The 16,039-nt window shown below is 68.7% G+C and carries 13 protein-coding genes; 4 read left to right on the plus strand and 9 right to left on the minus strand.

The features are described 5' to 3' along the window. The first annotated feature begins 72 nt into the window (after window positions 1–72). Window positions 73–672, plus strand: coding sequence for an FMN-dependent NADH-azoreductase (locus ACI1V7_RS15690; RefSeq protein WP_404532723.1), 600 nt, complete (start codon window positions 73–75; stop codon window positions 670–672). A gap of 16 nt (window positions 673–688) precedes the next feature. Here the strand turns inward: ACI1V7_RS15690 and ACI1V7_RS15695 are convergent, their stop codons facing one another. Further along, entirely contained in the window at window positions 689–1,267 is a 579-nt protein-coding gene (locus tag ACI1V7_RS15695; protein WP_404532724.1) for an ester cyclase, read from the minus strand. Window positions 1,268–1,383: 116 nt separating this feature from the next. Between ACI1V7_RS15695 and ACI1V7_RS15700 the strand changes: the two genes are divergently transcribed. Further along, window positions 1,384–2,286, plus strand: a complete 903-nt coding sequence (locus tag ACI1V7_RS15700) for a LysR family transcriptional regulator (protein WP_404532726.1) — start codon at window positions 1,384–1,386, stop codon at window positions 2,284–2,286. Between the two features lie 76 nt (window positions 2,287–2,362). On the opposite strand, the gene ACI1V7_RS15705 is transcribed toward ACI1V7_RS15700, so the two are convergent. The 3 genes from ACI1V7_RS15705 to ACI1V7_RS15715 all read right to left on the minus strand — a co-directional run bounded on the left by ACI1V7_RS15705 (window position 2,363) and on the right by ACI1V7_RS15715 (window position 8,144). After that, a complete protein-coding gene (locus tag ACI1V7_RS15705) occupies window positions 2,363–3,400 on the minus strand; it encodes a S66 peptidase family protein (protein ID WP_404532727.1) in 1,038 nt (345 codons plus the stop codon). Beyond that, on the minus strand, window positions 3,401–6,163 hold the full coding sequence (locus tag ACI1V7_RS15710; RefSeq protein WP_404532728.1) for a TonB-dependent receptor: 2,763 nt from the start codon (window positions 6,161–6,163) through the stop codon (window positions 3,401–3,403). Window positions 6,164–6,341: 178 nt separating this feature from the next. Next, window positions 6,342–8,144 carry an ABC transporter substrate-binding protein gene (locus ACI1V7_RS15715; RefSeq protein ID WP_404532729.1) on the minus strand — a complete coding sequence of 601 codons (1,803 nt, stop codon included), beginning with the start codon at window positions 8,142–8,144 and terminating at the stop codon, window positions 6,342–6,344. 268 nt (window positions 8,145–8,412) lie between these two features. On the opposite strand from ACI1V7_RS15715, the gene ACI1V7_RS15720 reads away from it, so the two are divergent. Together ACI1V7_RS15720 and dacB are read left to right on the plus strand one after the other, a co-directional pair. Further along, on the plus strand, window positions 8,413–9,651 hold the full coding sequence (locus ACI1V7_RS15720; RefSeq protein WP_404532731.1) for a nucleoside recognition domain-containing protein: 1,239 nt from the start codon (window positions 8,413–8,415) through the stop codon (window positions 9,649–9,651). A 32-nt stretch (window positions 9,652–9,683) separates the two neighbouring features. Next, on the plus strand, window positions 9,684–11,264 hold the full coding sequence (gene dacB / locus ACI1V7_RS15725) for a D-alanyl-D-alanine carboxypeptidase/D-alanyl-D-alanine endopeptidase (protein ID WP_404532732.1): 1,581 nt from the start codon (window positions 9,684–9,686) through the stop codon (window positions 11,262–11,264). A 54-nt stretch (window positions 11,265–11,318) separates the two neighbouring features. On the opposite strand, the gene ACI1V7_RS15730 is transcribed toward dacB, so the two are convergent. The 5 genes from ACI1V7_RS15730 to ACI1V7_RS15750 all read right to left on the minus strand — a co-directional run bounded on the left by ACI1V7_RS15730 (window position 11,319) and on the right by ACI1V7_RS15750 (window position 16,030). Further along, a complete protein-coding gene (locus tag ACI1V7_RS15730) occupies window positions 11,319–12,230 on the minus strand; it encodes a hypothetical protein (protein ID WP_404532733.1) in 912 nt (303 codons plus the stop codon). Between the two features lie 152 nt (window positions 12,231–12,382). Then, window positions 12,383–13,009 carry a M15 family metallopeptidase gene (locus ACI1V7_RS15735; RefSeq protein ID WP_404532734.1) on the minus strand — a complete coding sequence of 209 codons (627 nt, stop codon included), beginning with the start codon at window positions 13,007–13,009 and terminating at the stop codon, window positions 12,383–12,385. Further along, window positions 13,006–13,917, minus strand: coding sequence for a LysR family transcriptional regulator (locus tag ACI1V7_RS15740; RefSeq protein WP_404532735.1), 912 nt, complete (start codon window positions 13,915–13,917; stop codon window positions 13,006–13,008). The genes ACI1V7_RS15735 and ACI1V7_RS15740 overlap by 4 nt, the downstream gene beginning before the upstream one ends. Window positions 13,918–13,989: 72 nt before the next feature. After that, on the minus strand, window positions 13,990–15,060 hold the full coding sequence (locus tag ACI1V7_RS15745; RefSeq protein WP_404532736.1) for an N-acetylmuramoyl-L-alanine amidase: 1,071 nt from the start codon (window positions 15,058–15,060) through the stop codon (window positions 13,990–13,992). A 4-nt stretch (window positions 15,061–15,064) separates the two neighbouring features. Next, on the minus strand, window positions 15,065–16,030 hold the full coding sequence (locus ACI1V7_RS15750) for an N-acetylglucosamine kinase (protein ID WP_404532737.1): 966 nt from the start codon (window positions 16,028–16,030) through the stop codon (window positions 15,065–15,067). Window positions 16,031–16,039 lie beyond the last annotated feature (9 nt).

Consider the following 16,039-nt stretch of genomic DNA (forward strand, 5'->3'; position numbering starts at 1 on the left):
CAATACCCACTTAATTCCCGGAAATACAAAGAATAGAATGGTCCCATCGTTTGAACACCCGTGGAGAAGACCATGAACATCCTGCAGATCAACGGCAGCGCCCGCGCCAACGGCGCCAATTCCACCCGCGTCGCCGACGCCATCACGGCGCGCCTGAAGGCCCGCCATCCGGACGCGACCGTCGAACTGCGCGACCTGGCGCGCGACCCGCATCCGATGCTGGACGAGGCGGCGCTCGGCGCCCTGTTCACGCCGGCCGACCAGCGCACGCCGGAGCAGGCGGCGCGCGTCGCGCTGGACGATGCCCTGATCGCGCAGCTGAAACGCGCCGACGTCATCGTGCTGGGCGTGCCGATGTATAACTTCGGCGTCTCCGTGCAGACGAAATCCTGGATCGACGCCATCGCGCGCGCCGGCCAGACCTTCCGCTACACGGCCAACGGTCCGGAAGGCCTCGTCACCGGCAAGAAGGTCTACGTGGGCCTGGCGCGCGGCGGCATCTACCGCGACACGCCGCACGATGCCCAGGTGCCTTACCTGAAGGGTGTGCTGGGCCTGCTCGGCATGACCGACGTCGAGTTCATCTACGCCGAAGGCGTGAACATGGGACCGGAGCGCGTGCAGGCCGCCTTCGACGCGGTGGAGGCGCAGATCGCGGAAGCGATCGCCTGATCGGTCGCCTGAGGCATTACCTGGCAACCAGGCCCAGTTGCCGCATCAGGGTCAGGTTGTCCTCGATGTGCCAGTTGTCGACGATGCTGCCGCCCTCGATGCGGTAGATGTCGGTGGCGATGAAGTCGATGTCCTGGCCCTTGCCTTGCGTGCCCGCCCACTGCCCCGTGAAGTGGCCGTGGAAGCGGTAGTGCGCCGTGACGCGGTCGCCCGTGACGATCATCTGCTGCAGGTCCGCCCTCAGGTCCGGGATCGCGGTGCGCACGAATGTCGAGGCGGCCAGCGGTCCCTGCGGGCCCTGGGCGCGGCCCGGAGGCAGCGTGCGGTCGGTGAAGCGCGGGGCCAGCGCGGCCTGCGCGAAGCGGTCTTCCCCCGTATTCCAGAAGGTGGCGTAACGGCGCGCGGCCAGCATGGCGGCCTGCGCCTGCGCCTTTGGCAGCGACTGGTCGACGATGACCGTCCGGGCTTGTACCAGGTCGGCATCGGCGCCGGGCGCAGCAGTGGAAGTCGAAGCGGAGGCGGCGCCATGGACGGACAGCGCCAGCAGCAGGCCGGCGCCGAGGGAAGCGCTACGGAGGATGGATGAGGTATGCATGATGTGTTCCTTGTTGTCGTCAGCCGTGTGCTCAGCGGCCATGGACCCATCATAGATTTCCCGAATGTGGAAAAATAGCGGGTAGAAAGGAAAGCATTCTTTCCAAAAAACGCAAAATGACCACGCTCGCCCACCATTTCCCCGCCCTCCTCGCCTTCGCGAAGATCGTCTCCTGCGGCAGCCTGTCGGCCGCCGCGCGCGAGCTGGACGTTCCCGTCTCCGTCATCAGCAAGCGCCTTTCCCTGCTCGAAGCGCGCCTCGGCACGCGCCTGCTGCAGCGCACGACGCGGCGCCAGGTGCTGACCGAGGAAGGCGCGCTGTTCCATGCGCGCGTGCTGCGCATCCTGGACGAGGTGGCGCAGGCCGAGGCCGTGCTGCAGCAGCGCCGCGAGGGCGTCGAAGGCCTGCTGCGGGTGACGGCGCCGGGTGAACTGGGGCGGCGCTGGATCGTGCCCATCGCGGCCGCGTTCCAGGAACGGCATCCGCGCGTGACGCTGCAGCTGGACCTGAGCGACAAAATCGTCGACCTGATCGACCACGGCGTCGACATGGCGGTGCGCTACGGCGCGCTGGCCGACTCCTCGCTGGTGGCGCGCGCGCTCGCGCCGAACTACCGTGTGCTGTGCGCCTCACCCGGCTACCTGGCGGGCCACGGCGAGCCGCGCGTGCCGGACGACCTGGCCGCGCACCGCTGCATCGTGATCGGCGACCAGCGCCGCACCGACTGGCGTTTCGACGGCGCCGACAAGGCCGTCGTGCGGGTCGAGGCGAGCGCCCTCACCAACGACGGCGGCGCCGCCCACCAGCTGGCGCTGGAGGGCGCGGGCATCTCCCTGAAGTCGATCTGGGATGTCGGCGACGACCTGCTGGCCGGGCGCCTCGTGCGCGTGCTGCCCGGCCATGCGATCGCGGCGGCGCCCCTGCATGCGGTGTATCCGCACCGGCGCAACCTGGCGCCGAAGGTGGAGGCATTCGTCGCGTTCCTGGGCGAGCGGCTGCAGGCGGCGTGGCGGTGGTGACGGCATGGTGGGCACGTGGTGCCCACCCTACGTGACCGCAACAAAGTAGGGTGGGCACCACGTGCCCACCATTCCGTCACTCGACCGCCGGCTCCAGCAGCGTCAGCGTTTGTGCGGCCGTATCCAGCCGCGCCTGGATCCCCAGCGGCATCGTGAACTGGTGGCGGATGTGCCCGAAGGAGTAGCCCGTCACGGCCGGCACGCGCAGCGGCTGCAGGTGCACGTCGAGCGTCTCGTCCAGCGTCAGCGCCGACCCTTCTCCCTGCGGTCCGCAGTTGTCGCAGATGCCGATCATCAGCGCGGCCGCCTTGTCGAAGTCGCCGGCCAGGTCGAGCTGCGTCATCCAGCGGTCGATGCGGTACGGCTCTTCGTTGACCTCTTCGATGAACAGGATGGCGTCCTTCCAGTCGGCCGCGTACGGCGTGCCGGCCAATGCGCTCACCAGCGACAGGTTGCCGCCCACGAGGGGGCCCGTGGCCACGCCGGCGTGCACGGTGCGCACCGCGTAGTGCGGCTCCGTGCGCGCGCGCTCCGCATTCTCGGGCGCCATCGCGATCGTGTAGTGCGGTTGCGGCTCCATCAGCACGGACAGCAGGTGCCCGTCCGAATACGATGACGGGGTGCTCGACGCGACCGGGCCGTGGAAGGTCACGAGGCCGGCCTGGCGGCGGATCGCCAGGTGCAGCGCCGTGATGTCGGAATAGCCCAGCAGCACCTTGGGATTGGCGCGGATCAGCGCATAGTCGAGATGCTTCAGCAGCGAGATGCAGCCGGAACCGCCGCGGATCGCCCACACGGCTTTCACTTCCGGATCGCGGAACATGCCGTGCAGGTCCGCGATGCGGGCGGCGACGGTGCCGCCGTAGTTGCCCCAGACTTCGCGCAGCCAGGCGCCCTGCTTGACGCGAAAGCCGAGCGACTCGATGTGCCGGACGGCCTTCTCGATGGCGGCGTCGCTGGTGTAGCCGCCGGGGGCGACGAGGCCGACCAGGTCGCCGCGGCGCAGGCGTGGAGGTTTGACGAGGCTATGCATGCGTGTGGTCGCGCGCGCCGGCAGTGCCGGCAGCAGCAGGGCTGCCGCCAGCGCGCGGTGGAAAGTGCGTCGGTCGGCCAATCAGAAGAACTTGTACTTGACGTCGAAGCTCAGCGAACGGCCGCGCGGGTCGGCCACGCGCGGATCCCAGCCTGCGCCCACGACTTCGTCCACGTTGTGCGCGGTGAACGGCGGGTCGCGGTCGAACAGGTTCTGGATGCCGACGGTGATGGTCGTGTTCTTCAGGCCCGTGTACGTGCCCGACAGGCCCCAGGTCGTGTAGCTCGACACGTGCGGGTTGAAGCCGGCCGGCGGCGCGCTCTTGCCGGCATCCGGCAGCTGGTCCTTGTAGCCGTCGCGGTACAGGTTGCTGAGCAGGACGCTCCAGTCGCCGCGGCTCACGCTGAAGGTCGCGTTGTGCTTCCAGCGCAGGTAGATGTCGCGGGTGTAGAAGTTGCCCACGTATTCGACGTAGGGCTGGCCTTCGAACTCGGCGAACTGGTAGCTCTGGGTCCAGGTGCCGTCCAGCGTGGCGTTCCACTTGTAGCCGCCCGGCAGGTTGCCGCGGCCGCGCAGACCGACGTCGGCGCCGCGCGTCTTGAGGCCCGCCGCGTTGATCCAGCCGGCGTCGATGTACTCGATGACGCCGTCGGCGCCGCGGTGGATGTAGTCCTGCAGGTAGGCCGAATTGGCCAGCACGACCTGCGGGGTGCGGTTCAGGATGCGGTCCTTGACGTTGATCGCCCAGTAGTCGACCGACGCCGAGAAGTTCGCGCTCGGCTCGATGATGAAGCCCAGCGTGCCCTGCTTCGAGGTTTCCGGCCTCAGCTTCGGATTGCCGCCACTGAAGTAGTCGAGGCGCTCGATCGCGCAGAAGCGCGGATCGCCCGGATGCGACGCGCAGCCGACCGGGTCGGTCACGCCGTTCGGCAGTTCCTGGTTCAGGCGGCCGCTGTACAGCTGGCCGAAGCTGGGCGCCAGGAAGCCCTTGTTGGCCGAGCCGCGCAGCATCAGCCAGCCCGTCGGCTTGTAACTGAAGGCGACCTTCGGATTCGTCGTCGCGCCGATCACACTGTAGTCGTCGCGGCGGAGCGCCAGCTGCAGTTCCAGGTCCTTGATGACGGGGACGGCCAGTTCGGCGTACACGGCCTTGATGTTGCGCGAGACACGGTCCTGGTTGCCGTTGCCCGGCGCCAGCAGGATCTGGGTGGCGTCGACGTCCTGGCGGAACTGGTAGCTCTCGCGGCGCAGGTCGGTGCCGATCGCACCGGAGACGGCGCCGGCCGGCAGGTTGAACAGTTCGCCCGAGATCGAGCCGTTCAACTGGGTCAGCGTGGTTTTGCCGTGCTGCAGGCGGCCATAGAACTTGGTCGATTCCAGCGCATCCATCGCCTGCTGGCTCTGGCCTTCCGCCGGCGCCGCCCACGGGTTCACGACGCCGCTGCCCAGCACCTTGTACAGGGCGGCCGTATTCGCGTAGCCGTCGACCAGGTCGGTCGTCGTGCGGCTGAAGCTGTGCGACAGGTCGAGGCGGTAGTCCCACTTGCTGGCGATGGTGCCTTCGGCGCCGAGCAGCAGGCGCGCCGTATCCGTCTCGTACTTCTGGGTGCGGTCGCCCAGCGGCCAGGCGCGCCACTTGTACAGGATCGGCTTGGTCTTGTCGAAGGTCGGGATGTAGGCCGACAGGTCCTGGTAGTACTGGCCGCCGACGGGGTAGGCATTGCCGGCCGCCAGCGTGGTCGAGATCTGCGCCGGCGTCAGGATCGCCAGGCTGTTCGTGTGGGCACCCACGGCTTCCGCGTACAGGCGGTGTTCCGGCGTGAGCTGGAAGGTGGCGCGGCCGACGAAGTTGGTGCGCTCGGTGGGCAGCTGCATCACGTAGTCGCCGCCGTAGTCGTACGAGCAGGAATAGGTGGAGCGCAGCGGCGAGGTGACGTCCTTCCACAGCCCCGTCGCGTACTGCTGCATGCCGGCGACGCTGTCGCACTTTTTCTGCAGGCTCAGCAGGCCGGCCTGCAGGTAGGTGTTCGGATCGCCCGGCAGCTTGAAGCCCGTGCCCAGCGCGGAGCCGGCGCCGGTCAGCTGGTTGGCGACGGGGGTGCCGGTGGTGTCCGGGGCCAGGCCGCGGCCCGGCTGGAAGCCGTTGGCGAAGCTGCGCTGGCTGGAATCGAGGCGGTCGTTCTTGTCGTAGCCGATGGCGGCCATCACGTTGAAGCGGTCGGTGTCCAGGTTGCCCTTGCCCGCGATCAGCTGCAGGCGGCGGGTGGCGCCGCCGCCGTGTTCCGTGAAGTTGCCGCTGGCATTCGCCTGCACACCTTCGAAGTCGGTCTTGAGGATGAAGTTGATCACGCCGCCGACGGCGTCGGTGCCGTAGATCGCGGACGCGCCGTCCTTCAGCACCTCGACGCGGGCGACGGCCGCCAGCGGGATCGTGTTCAGGTCGACCGCCTTGCCCGACAGGCCATAGCCGGCGATGCGGCGGCCGTTGATCAGCACCAGCGTGCCGGACGGGCCCAGGCCGCGCAGCGAGGCGAAGGAGCCGCCGCCGCTGACGCGGTCGGCGTCGGCGCCGAACACGTTGTTCCCGGAGGTCATGTTGTCCGCGCCGGTGCCGTTCGCCGAGATCAGGCGCAGCATCTGTTCGGCATTCGTGATGCCCTGCTTGTCCATCTGGTCGATCGAGATCGTCTGCACCGGCAGCGCGCCTTCGACGGCCATGCGCTTGATGCTGGAACCCGTGATCTCGACGCGCTGCATGGGGGCGGACGATTGCGCCTGCTGGGCAAGCGCGGGGGCGGCCGCGCCGATCAGGGCAATCATGTGGGCAAGAGTCTTCAACTTCACGCGTGTTCTCCTTCGGGTTCTGCTAGGGCTCGGCTTGGGATGTCACAGTCAAGTAATGTCTTTGCATTACGATATTTGCGTTCAAAGGTAAGCGTAGACTTTTTCGCCAGCCAATGAATAATCCGGCGCTGAGTATAACTAGAGGGAATGTTTAGTTAGGGAAAAACCAACGTCCCCCTCATTTCGCCCTGCTGTTCCGTTCTCTTTCCGCAACATCCACGTCCAGATAACGCCATTGCGTGAACTCCACCGGGTGGCGCTTGTAGTTTTTAAGCCACGGTTGGCGGATATCGGCCGACAGCACATGGGTCAACGGCACCCAGGGGTTGTAGGCGTGGATCAGCTGGTTCATCTCCCCGTACAGCTGCTGGCGCGCCGGACCGTCGGTCAGCCGGCGGGCCTGTTCGTAGCGGATGTTGTAGGCCGGCAGGTCGAAGCGCGCATAGTTGGCGCGGCCCGCGTTCGGGCCGTACAGCAGCTGGTAGAAATTGTCGCCGTCGGGGAAGTCGGCGATCCAGTTACTCTCGAACATCTGCACCTTGCCCAGGCGCGAAGCCTTGATGATCTCCGTCTTCTTGTCCGACTTGAACACGACGCGCAAGCCGACGGCATTCAGGCATTTGCGCCACAGTTCGTCGCGCAAACGGCCGCCGACCGTCGCTTCGCTACTCATTTCCAGCGTCAATGGTTCCGTTTCTCCCGGCTTGCCGCCGCGGCGGGGCTGGCGCCGGAAGCCGTCCGGATCGCGCTTGTCGTAGCCGTAGCGGTCCAGCAGCGCGTTGGCCAGCGCCGGGTCGTGCGGCACGGGGCTGCGGTAAGCGGGGTCGTAGCCCAGCACGCCCGGCGGCAGCGGCGATTCCGCCTTCATCGCGAAGCCCTTCTTCAGCAGGGCGATGTCCTCGGCGCTGTCGTAGCTGAGCGCGATGGCGCGGCGCAGGGCGATCCGGTCCTTGCCGTAGCCGCCCAGCACCGGGTCCTGCATGTTCATCCACATGTAGTAGGTCTGCAGCACGGGGAAGCGGTACAGCTGCATGCCGCGCCCGGCGAGGTCCGGCTTCAGCTTGCCATTGTCGATGACCATGTCCGTCATCGATTCCGGCACCTGCTCCAGGTAGTCGTACTCGCCGTTCAGGAAGCCCAGCATGCGGCCCTGGAATTCCTCGACAATCTTGACTTCGACGCGGTCCACGCGCGGCAGCCGCTGGCCCTCGAGCGCCTTGGCGATGGCCCGGTCCGCGGGATCCGCACTCGGCGTGCCGTGGAACACGGCGGTCGAGTCCGGATTGGCCAGCAGCACGATGCGGTCGCTGCGCTTCCAGTCGCCCAGCATGAACGGGCCCGTGCCGACGGGGTGGTTGCCGGCCTGGCCCGGATACGCCTCGATCACCTCGCGCGCGACGACGCCGCTGGCCGGCGTGGCAAGGTAGAACAGGAAATTGTTGTCCGGCGCGGACAGGCGGATGCGCAGCGTGTAGCGGTCCGGCGCCTGCAGGCCGGGGATCTCGGTGGCGTAGCTGAATTTGTCCTTCAGCGCGGCATCGCCCAGCAGTTTGCCGTCGAACATGAAGGACCACGGCGACTTCAGCGACGGGTCGTACAGGCGCTTGATGCTGTAGACGTAGTCGGCCGCCGTCACTTCGCGCTTGGCACCCTTGAACGCCGGATCCGGCGTGAAATGGATGCCGGGGCGGAGGTGGAAGGTATAGGTGAGGCCGTCCGGCGAGACCTCCGGCAGGCCCGTCGCCGTATTGCCCTGCAATTTGACGGGACGCGCCAGGTAGTCGTAGCGCAGCAGCGGATCGAACAGGTTTTCCAGCAGCGACAGCGTGGCGATGTCGGAGGCGACGGCGGGGTCGAGGCCCGTCTCGCTGGTCGACAGGAACATGTGCAGCACCTTGGGCGGCGCGGCGGCGGCGGCGGCGGTGCCGGTGGCGAGGGCGGCGAAGAGGACGGCGGTGGCGAGGGAGCGGAGTGGCGGCATGGCGGAGGTCCTGGGGGCGTTGCGTATCATAGGCGTAGGGTTATGAGCAGGCAATATGCCAGCGAAATTGGGCCCCTGCCTTCGCAGGGGCGACGGAACACGCGTTATCGCTCCCCAAAACAACGTCATCCCTGCGCAGGCAGGGATCCAATTTCCTCTACAGCACGCCACCCCACATAACTTTTTTGCATAACCCCGGCGCATTCTTTCATCAGTGCAGCTTGCCTACCGCCTATACTCTCCCCTGCACATCGAACGCACACATCACATGGCTCTGAATTACATCTGGATCGGTTTCTTCCTGGTCGGCTTCGTCGCGGCGCTCGCGCAACTGGTTTTCTTCGGCGACACCGAGATCTTCAAGCGCATCATCGACGGCACCTTCGAGGCCGCCAAGACGGGCGTGATGGACATCGCGCTGCCGCTGGCCGGCGTCATGACGCTGTGGCTGGGCATCATGAACATCGGCGAAAAGGCGGGCGCGATCGGCTGGCTGGCCAAGCTGATCTCGCCGTTCTTCTCGCGCATCTTCCCGGAAGTGCCGAAGGACCATCCGGCCACGGGCCACATGGTGATGAATTTCTCGGCCAACCTGCTGGGCCTGGACAATGCCGCCACCCCGTTCGGCCTGAAGGCGATGGAAAGCCTGCAGACGCTGAACCCGAACAAGGACACGGCCACGAATGCCCAGATCATGTTCCTGGTGCTGCACACCTCGGGCCTGACGCTGATCCCGCTGGCGATCATGGCCCAGCGCGCCATCCTCGGCGCGGCCGACCCGTCCGACATCTTCATTCCCTGCATGGTCGCGACCTATGTCGCCACCGTCGCCGGCATCATCGCCGTGTCGATTCGCCAGCGCATCAACCTGTTCGACGGCGTGGTGCTGAGCTGGCTGGGCGGGATGACGGCGGCGATCGCGCTGATGATGTGGTATTTCACCAGCTACCTGAGCAAGACGGAGATCGAAACCGTCTCCAAGGTCGCCAGCAACTTCATCCTGTTTTCGATCATCGTCGTGTTCATCACCGGCGCGATGCGCAAGGGCGTCAACGTGTACGAGGCCTTCATCGAGGGCGCCAAGGGCGGCATCCAGACCTCGCTCACCATCATCCCCTACCTGGTCGGCATGCTGGTGGCGATTTCCGTGATCCGCAATTCCGGCGTGCTCGGCTTCGTCGTCAATGGCCTGGCCTGGATCATCGGGCAGCTGGGCCTGGACACCAGCTTCACGCCGGCGCTGCCCACCGCGCTGATGAAGCCGCTGTCCGGCAGCGGCTCGCGCGCGCTGATGATCGATGCGATGAAGACCTACGGCGTCGACTCCTTCGTGGGCCGCCTGGCCTGCATCTTCCAGGGCTCGGCCGACACCACGTTCTACATCGTCGCCCTGTACTTCGGCTCCGTCGGCGTGCGCAAGACCCGCTATGCGATTTCCTGCGGGCTGATCGCCGACCTGGCCGGCATCGTCGCCGCCATCTCGGTGGCCTACGTCTTCTTCGGCTGACCCGACAACGATCAACACTGACAAGGACCAGCATGTCTCGACGCTTCGTTCCCGCCCTCGCCCGCACCGCCACCGTCTTCCTCCTGGCCGCCTGGCTGCCGGCGCGCGCCCAGTTGCCGGAACCGGTGACGAGCGCACTGCGCGCGGCGGCGATGCCCGACAGCGCCCTGTCCGTGCTCGTGCTGCGCGGCGACCAGACCGTGCTGTCGCACCTGGCCGACCGTCCCATGCAGCCGGCGTCGACCATGAAACTGGTCACGACGCTGGCCGGCCTGGAGCTGCTCGGCCCCGTCTTCCGCGGCCGCACCGAACTGCGCACGACCGGGACCGTGGAAGGCGACACGCTCAAGGGCGACCTGTACCTGCGCGGCGGCGCCGACATGGACCTGTCCACGGAAACCCTGACGGCGATGCTGCGCAGCCTGCGCACCCAGGGCATCCGCCGTATCGACGGCCGCCTCGTCGTCGACCGCCAGCTGTTCAACCCGGCCCGCGCCGACCTGGGCCGCGCCGCCTTCGACGAGTCGCCCGAGGCGTATTACAACGTCGTGCCGGACGCGCTGATGGTCAACAAGAACATGCTGCAGATCGACATGCGCAGCATCGGCACGGGCAAGCGGGTGAAGGTGACGATGGAGCCCGAGCTGGAGGGCGTCACGATCGCATCCGACATGACACTCGTCGATGCCGCTTGCAACGCCTGGGAAGACGGCTGGAAGACGCCGGAAGCCGTCCCGCAGCCCGATGGCGGCATCCAGGTCATGCTGCACGGGACCTTCCCGAAAAACTGCGCGGCCCACTACGCGATCAACGTCGTCGACCGCCAGGAGTACGTCGACCGCCTGCTGCGCCTGAACTGGAAGCAGCTGGGCGGCAAGCTCACGGGAACGACGGTCGAAGGCGCGACGCCGCCGGAAGCGCGCCTGCTGGCCGAGCACGTGTCGCGTGCGCTGCCGGAACTCGTCCGCGACATCAACAAGCCCTCGGACAACACCCTGGCCCGCACCTTGTACCTGAGCCTGGGCGCGCTCGAACCGGACCCGCTGCTGGGCAGCCGTCCGCAGCCAGGGAGCGCCGCCACGACCCTGTCGCGCAGCGAAGCGGCCGTGCGCGGCTGGATGCGCGGCCACGGCACCGACGACACCGGCCTCGTGATCGAGAACGGCTCCGGCCTGTCGCGCACCGAGCAGATCACGGCAGTGCAGATGGCCGGCGTGCTGCAGGCCGGCTTGCGCAGCAACTGGGCACCGGAATTCCTGGCCAGCATGCCGATCGTCGCCGTCGACGGCACGATGCGCCGCCGCCTGGCCGGCAGCCCGGCGGCCGGCCGCGCGCGCATGAAAACGGGCACGCTGCGCAACGTCGTCGCCCTGGCCGGCTACGTGCCGGATGCGTCGGGCCGCCAGTGCGTGCTGGTGGCAACCGTGAACAGCGAACTGGTAAGCAACGGCCGCGGCCGCGCCGTGCTCGATGCCCTGGTCGACTGGGTCGCGCGGCTGGACGGCGCCCCCGCCACGATGGCGGCACCCGTACCTACACCGGCAGCGGCAGCGGCGCCGGCAGCGACACCGGATAGCAGGGCGGGCAGCGCCACCGTGCCTGCCGCGCAATGATGGCGCGGGCGCTGCCCACGCGCTGATACTGCCTCCCCGGTCGGGCCGCCCACCCTAGCGCAAGCCGTCCGGCATCGTGGCGGATGCCGTCCCGGGTGCTGGCGTACCTGCCGGCGCGGGCGTGCCTGCCGCCGCGGGAGCCGGCGCCGCTACCGGCGCCGTTGCCGCTGCGGGCGCAGCCGCCGAGGGGGTGGCCGGTGCCGGCGCAGCTGCTGCTGGTGTAGCCGCTGCCGGGACCGCAGTCGCCGGAGCAGCCGCTGCAGGGGCCACCGCCGGCGGCGCAGCCGCCACGGCCGTCCCGCCCTGCGCATTGCCCGGTCCCGCTCCCATCCACGGCGCCTCGGCCAGTTCGGGCCGCGCCTCCACCAGCGAGACGTTCGCGCCCGTGCCTTCGCGGATCGCGCGCACCAGGTCCATCATCGCGGTTTCCGTGAACTTCTCCGGCGTGCCGAACAGGGCGTCGACGCCGCGGCGCGGCCATGCCAGCAGGCCGCCGTCGGGACGGGTGAACACGGCGTACATGTCGAGGTGGTAGCCGCTGCGGTAGGGGAACAGGCAGGCGACCAGGTTCAGGTTCTGGCCGCCGCGCACGGTGGGTGCCGCCTTGGCCGTCCACGACGCGCCTTCGCAGGTGGGCGGCGCCGGCGAACTGCCTGCCGCGCCATTCCCCGCCGCCGTAGCACCGGGCGCGGCCGGTTCGGCCATGCGGAAACGGCCCGGCACGTCGCCGACCTGGGCCACGGACGGGGTCGCCACCACGGCATCCTTCACGTTGCGCTGAATGCCGGCGCTGGCGGCCTGGGCCACGGTGGCCTGGGAGGCATTGGTCTTGATGTCGAACACGCGGTAATACTCGACCGTCTTGTCACGGGCCGCGAACACATTGTCGCCGCCGGTGCTCTGGCACCCCGTCAGCAGGGTCGTCGACAGGGCAAGGAAAGTGCCGGCCATCATCGAGCTCTTCATCGTGCACCTCTTTGTGGAATGGATGAGGATGCGGGACGATGACCCATCCCGCATGACAGCCCGATTTTCGCGGCGGGGAATGGATGGGAAATGAGGTGGCTCAAGCGTGCAGCCGCGCCGTCGGGCCGGCGCGACAGGAACGCCGGCTGGGGTCAGAGCACGCGGCGGAAGGTGTGGCGCACCAGGTCGCGGTCGCCGCAATCGAAGTGCCACCACTCGCTATTGATGCCGTGAAAGCCCGCCTGCAGCATGGCCGCGCGCAGCAGCCGGCGGTTCGCCACCTGTTCCTCGCTCAGCTTGCCGGCGGCGAGGAAGCCTTCTTCCAGCGCCGGGTGCGACAGCTCCGTCATGTCGTCGAAACCGGTGCCCATGTCGAGTTCCCTTCCGGCGGCATCGAGCAAGGTGATGTCCAGCGCCATGCCGAACGAGTGGATCGAGCCGCGCCGCGGGTCGGCCAGGTACATGCGCAGCGCGGTGCCTTCGAGCGCATCCCACAGCTCCTGCTGGACGCGCTGCGGGCGCACGGCATCGAGCACCAGCGGCACGACGTCGGGTCGGCGCGCCTTCAGCCAGGCCACCACCCGTTCCAGCGCCGCGGCGGCGTCCACGTGCAACCAGGCGCAGTCGTACGGGGAATACAGGTCGCGGCCGACGAAGTTGTTCGGGGTCGCGTAGCGCAGGTCGACGGCGATGCCGGCGATCGTCGACAGGTGGCGGAAGTGCGGGTCGGCGGCGATGTCCTCGCTGGCGATGGTCGGTCCCGGGACGGCGGCGTTCATGCGGCGGCCCGGTCCTTGTCCAGCAGCGCGCGGGCAGTGGCGCCGATGCAGTTGGCCAGCTCGCGCGCGCCGTGCGACAGCGGCGCGTGGCTGGCCGTCAGCAGGTACAGCTGGACGGAGATCGCCGGCGCCCACGGGCGGCACTGGACCTTGCCGGGCGTGGCCGACGCGGCGGTGAACGGATCGAGCACGGCAGTGCCGGCGCCCGCCTCCACCAGCGCGCGCGCGATCTGGTACGTCTGCACGACGGTCTGGAACACGGGATGCACGTCCTGGGCCTCGCAGGCGGCCACGACCATCTCGCCGAGCGGATCGCCGTCGGCCAGGCCGATCAGTTCGCCGCTCAGGGCCGCCGGCACGATCGGCTGGCGGCATTCCTCCTCGCTCCAGGTGCCGGCTGGCGCCATCACCATCAAGGCGCCCTGGGCGATCGGCTCGGCCTCGATGCCGGGGTGGCGCGGGTCCTGCAGCGACAGCGCGAGGTCGGCTTCGCCCAGGCGCAGCGCATTCACGATCTCGCTCGTGTGGAAAGTGGCCAGCTCGCAGCGGGTCTGGGCGAACGCGCGGCGCCAGTCGGTGAGCGCGGCCGGCAGCACGCTGACGGCGATGGTGGGGGTGGACACCAGGCGCACCGTCTCGCCGGCGCGGCTTTTGAGGCTGGCGGCCAGGCGCCGGATGCCCTGCAAATCGCGGTTCAGCTTTTCGGTCTCGGCGAACAGGCGGTGCGCTTCCGGCTTCGGGTAGAGCTTGCCGCGCACGCGCTCGAACAGCGGCATGCCCAGCTGCAGTTCCGCGTGCTGCAGCACCTTGGTCACGGCCGGCTGCGAGATGTGCAGCACCTGCGCGGCGCCGCTGATGGTGCCGACCTGCATGATGGCGTGGAAGACTTCGATGTGGCGCAGGCGCATGGATCGGTTCCTCAGGATGCGTGGACGATGTCGCGCGTCAGGATAGCGGAAAACGCCTGCTGCATGAAAGCATCATTGCTGGACGGGCGACGGCGGTGTTGCGGGATTGCCAGCCGGCGGCAGGGGCGCGGCGGGCGGCTGCGGCGGGGCGGCCTGGTCGAGCGGCTGCGTGGAGGCCGGCGGCGCGGCCGGCACCGGCGGGACCGGCTGGCCCGGGATCGGCGGCTGGGCCGGCTGGGATGGCTGCGGCTGCGCCGGCTGCGCCGGTTGGACCGGCTGGAACTGCGGCGGCTGCTGCGGCGCCGTCTCCGGCTGCACCGGCCGGAACATCGACGGCGGCACGGGCGGCAGCGGACCGCTCGGGTTGGTCAGCGCTTCCAGCAGCGCGGCCGTCTCGACGTCGGGCACGCCGGCGATGTTGGACGGACGGTATTTCATCTGGAAGGCGGACAGCACGGTGCGGGTCTGCTCGTCCATGACGCCGGACTCGACGAGGCCGTAGCCCCAGGTATGCAGCTTCTTCTGGAACCAGGCCGTGTCCGGCAGCTGGGCCTGGAAGATGGGCGTGACCTGGGCCACGCGCGCGGCGTTCGGCCAGGTGACGAGGCCGGCGTCGGCCAGCTGGCGCCACGGGAACATGGGGCCCGGGTCCTGCTTGCGCAGCGGCGCGATGTCCGAGTGGCCCAGCACGTTCTCGGGCGCGATGTGGTGGCGCGTGACGATGTCGCGCACCAGCGGGATGATGGCGTCGATCTGCGATTGCGCGAACGGCGCGTAGACGCGGCCGTTCGGGGTGTCCTTCCAGCCCGGGTTGACGATCTCGATGCCGATCGAGCTGTTGTTCAACTGCGTGAAGTTCTTCCAGCTCGAATTGCCCGCATGCCAGGCCGCGTTCTTCTCGTCGACGAGGTTGTAGATGACGGGCACAGGATCGTCCGTCACCAGGTAGTGGGCGCTGACTTCCTGCTGGGTCAGGATCTTGATCGAGTTGGCGCGGTCGCTGACGGTGTAGTGCAGCACCAGGAAGCGCGCGCGGCTGGCCTGGCCCTTGGCGGTATAGGTATGGTCGTATTGCGGTCCGGACGGCGGCGTGGCGCAGCCGGCCAGCAGGGCGATCAGCAGGGTAGCGGCAAGAGCTTTCATGGGGTCATTGGTCGAGTGGTTGATCGGGTTCGGGGCCGGCATCGAGCGCGGAATCGACTGCCATGCGCGCCGCCGCGTAATGGGCCCCGCCCTCGGTAAGGGTCAGGGGCAGGTCGTCCGGCAGCGCCGCGCGCATCGCCGCGACGATGGACGGGTGCAGTGCCGCCGCGCGGCCGGACACGGCCACGGGACGCGCGCCGAAGCGTCGCAGCAGCGCGCGCGCCAGGCGCGCCAGTTCCTCGCCGGCGCGGCGCAGGATCGCGGCCGCCGCCGGGTCGGTGTCGGCGGATGCCGCCACGGCCAGCGCCAGCTTGCCGACGGCGCCGCGTTCCTGGCCGTAGATGAACTGGCGCGAAGTCGTCCAGTCGGCGCCGCCGACGTAGTCGAACACGGCGCGCGCCATGGGCGAATCGCGCCAGGCGCCGGGACGTTCGTCCTCGTCGCGCCAGATGTGGCGCAGCGCCTCGCGCGCGATCCAGAAGCCGCCGCCGCCGTCGTCCAGCACGACGCCGCGTCCGCCGGCACGGTGGAACACGCCGTCCGTGTCGATGTAGGCGCCGATCGAGCCCGTGCCCGCGTACACGAGGTAGCCCTGGCCGGGCGCGAAGCTGGCGCGGTAGGCGATCTCCATGTCGCTGCAGAAGCGGATCGCGCCCGGCTGCAGGTGCAGCAGTTCGGCCAGCCAGCGCTGCAGCAGTTCGCCGTCGCCGCCGAAGCCCGTCAGCCCGGCCTGCACGCGTGCCGGCTGGCCGTGCACCAGCACGGCGGCCGCCAGTTCGGAAAATGTCGCGCGCACGGCCTCGCGTCCGGAGCCGGTGGCCATCTGCAGCGCGGACAGGCCGGCGCTGGCGCCTTCGGCCACGATGGCGCCGCCGGGCGCGGCCAGGGCCCAGCGTGTCTGGGTGCCGCCGGCATCGATGCCCAGGCCCAGGCCCGCCTGCGGTACGTGATCAGCTTGCAAATCGCTCATGGTCGGAGA

The sequence above is a fragment of the Massilia paldalensis genome (assembly GCF_044901715.1).
GTDB classification, from domain to species: domain Bacteria; phylum Pseudomonadota; class Gammaproteobacteria; order Burkholderiales; family Burkholderiaceae_D; genus Telluria; species Telluria paldalensis.

What these genes read in the sequence shown, in the direction of transcription:
- ACI1V7_RS15690 (WP_404532723.1), top strand. Translation starts at nt 73, where the DNA reads ATGAACATCCTGCAGATCAACGGCAGCGCCCGCGCCAACGGCGCCAAT.
- ACI1V7_RS15695 (WP_404532724.1), bottom strand. Translation starts at nt 1,267, where the DNA reads ATGCATACCTCATCCATCCTCCGTAGCGCTTCCCTCGGCGCCGGCCTG.
- ACI1V7_RS15700 (WP_404532726.1), top strand. Translation starts at nt 1,384, where the DNA reads ATGACCACGCTCGCCCACCATTTCCCCGCCCTCCTCGCCTTCGCGAAG.
- ACI1V7_RS15715 (WP_404532729.1), bottom strand. Translation starts at nt 8,144, where the DNA reads ATGCCGCCACTCCGCTCCCTCGCCACCGCCGTCCTCTTCGCCGCCCTC.
- ACI1V7_RS15720 (WP_404532731.1), top strand. Translation starts at nt 8,413, where the DNA reads ATGGCTCTGAATTACATCTGGATCGGTTTCTTCCTGGTCGGCTTCGTC.
- dacB (WP_404532732.1), top strand. Translation starts at nt 9,684, where the DNA reads ATGTCTCGACGCTTCGTTCCCGCCCTCGCCCGCACCGCCACCGTCTTC.
- ACI1V7_RS15730 (WP_404532733.1), bottom strand. Translation starts at nt 12,230, where the DNA reads ATGAAGAGCTCGATGATGGCCGGCACTTTCCTTGCCCTGTCGACGACC.
- ACI1V7_RS15735 (WP_404532734.1), bottom strand. Translation starts at nt 13,009, where the DNA reads ATGAACGCCGCCGTCCCGGGACCGACCATCGCCAGCGAGGACATCGCC.
- ACI1V7_RS15740 (WP_404532735.1), bottom strand. Translation starts at nt 13,917, where the DNA reads ATGCGCCTGCGCCACATCGAAGTCTTCCACGCCATCATGCAGGTCGGC.
- ACI1V7_RS15745 (WP_404532736.1), bottom strand. Translation starts at nt 15,060, where the DNA reads ATGAAAGCTCTTGCCGCTACCCTGCTGATCGCCCTGCTGGCCGGCTGC.
- ACI1V7_RS15750 (WP_404532737.1), bottom strand. Translation starts at nt 16,030, where the DNA reads ATGAGCGATTTGCAAGCTGATCACGTACCGCAGGCGGGCCTGGGCCTG.